Source organism: Microbacterium sp. B19, from assembly GCF_000333395.1.
Lineage (GTDB): Bacteria > Actinomycetota > Actinomycetes > Actinomycetales > Microbacteriaceae > Microbacterium.
Window position 1 is genome coordinate 1 of the sequence record NZ_BADA01000469.1, and the last position, 1,349, is coordinate 1,349.

Genomic DNA, 1,349 nt, shown 5'->3' on the forward strand with positions numbered 1-1,349 from the left:
GGAGCGGCCGCTGAGCCGCAGCCCGAGCCCGAGGCCCCGACCGAGCCGGCGAAGCCCGTGATCCCCACCGCGGTGTCGCTCGGTCTCCTGCCCGAGGTGTTCGTGTCCGCCGTGTCGACGCAGCTGCACTTCTACGCCCCCGAGCTCCCGCCGCTGCCCGCGCGCGACGACGTCGACGAGCGCGACGACGACGGTCCCGTCGAACGCACCTCGGCGAACGCCCGTCGCCGCAACCGTCGCCGCGGGGGAGCCGCGTCCGGCACCGACGAGCAGCCCGAGGCTCCGGCCGCTCCCGTCCGCCAGCGCGCGGTCGAGCTCATCACCGAGCCGCAGCGCATCAAGGGCTCGACGCGTCTGGAAGCGAAGAAGCAGCGCCGCCGCGACGGCCGCGAGGCCGGACGCCGCCGCCCCGTCGTCACCGAGGCCGAATTCCTCGCCCGCCGCGAGGCCGTCGACCGTGTCATGGTCGTGCGGTCCAAGGGCGGTCGCATCCAGATCGGTGTCCTCGAAGACAACGTGCTCGTCGAGCACTACGTTGCCCGGAACCAGGATGCCTCGCTCATCGGCAACGTCTACCTCGGTCGCGTGCAGAACGTGCTGCCCAGCATGGAAGCGGCGTTCGTCGACATCGGTCGCGGCCGCAACGCCGTGCTGTACTCCGGCGAGGTCGACTGGGACGGCGTCGAGACCGGCAACCAGCCCCGCCGCATCGAGCTGGCGCTGAAGTCCGGCGACCGCGTGCTCGTGCAGGTCACCAAGGACCCCGTGGGTCACAAGGGTGCGCGCCTGACGAGCCAGATCTCGCTGCCCGGCCGCTACCTCGTGTACGTGCCGAACGGGTCGATGAACGGCATCTCGCGCAAGCTCCCCGACACCGAGCGCGCGCGCCTGAAGAAGATCCTCAAGGAGGTGCTGCCCGAGTCGTCGGGCGTCATCGTCCGCACCGCCGCCGAGGGCGCGACCGAAGACCAGCTGACGCGCGACGTCCAGCGCCTCACGGCGCAGTGGGAGCACATCAGCACCCAGGTGAAGACGATCCAGGCTCCGGCGCTGCTGCACTCCGAGCCCGACCTCCTCGTCAAGATCGTGCGCGACGTCTTCAACGAGGACTTCACGCGCATGCTCATCCAGGGTGACGAAGCGCTCACGACGATTTCGAACTACCTCGCCGGCGTCGCGCCTGACCTGCTCGAGCGCGTCGAGAAGTACGAGGGTGACCAGGATCCGTTCGACGCGTTCCGCATCACCGAGCAGATTGAGAAGGCGCTCGACCGGAAGGTCTGGCTGCCCTCGGGCGGCTCGCTCGTGATCGACCGCACCGAGGCCATGACCGTCGTCGATGTCAACAC

At 69.9% G+C, this 1,349-nt stretch carries 1 protein-coding gene; it reads left to right on the forward strand.

The annotated features are described in order from the left end of the window. Window positions 1–1,349, forward strand: a 1,349-nt coding sequence (locus I5G_RS23090) for an Rne/Rng family ribonuclease (protein WP_022880051.1), incomplete at both ends; no start/stop codon positions are given.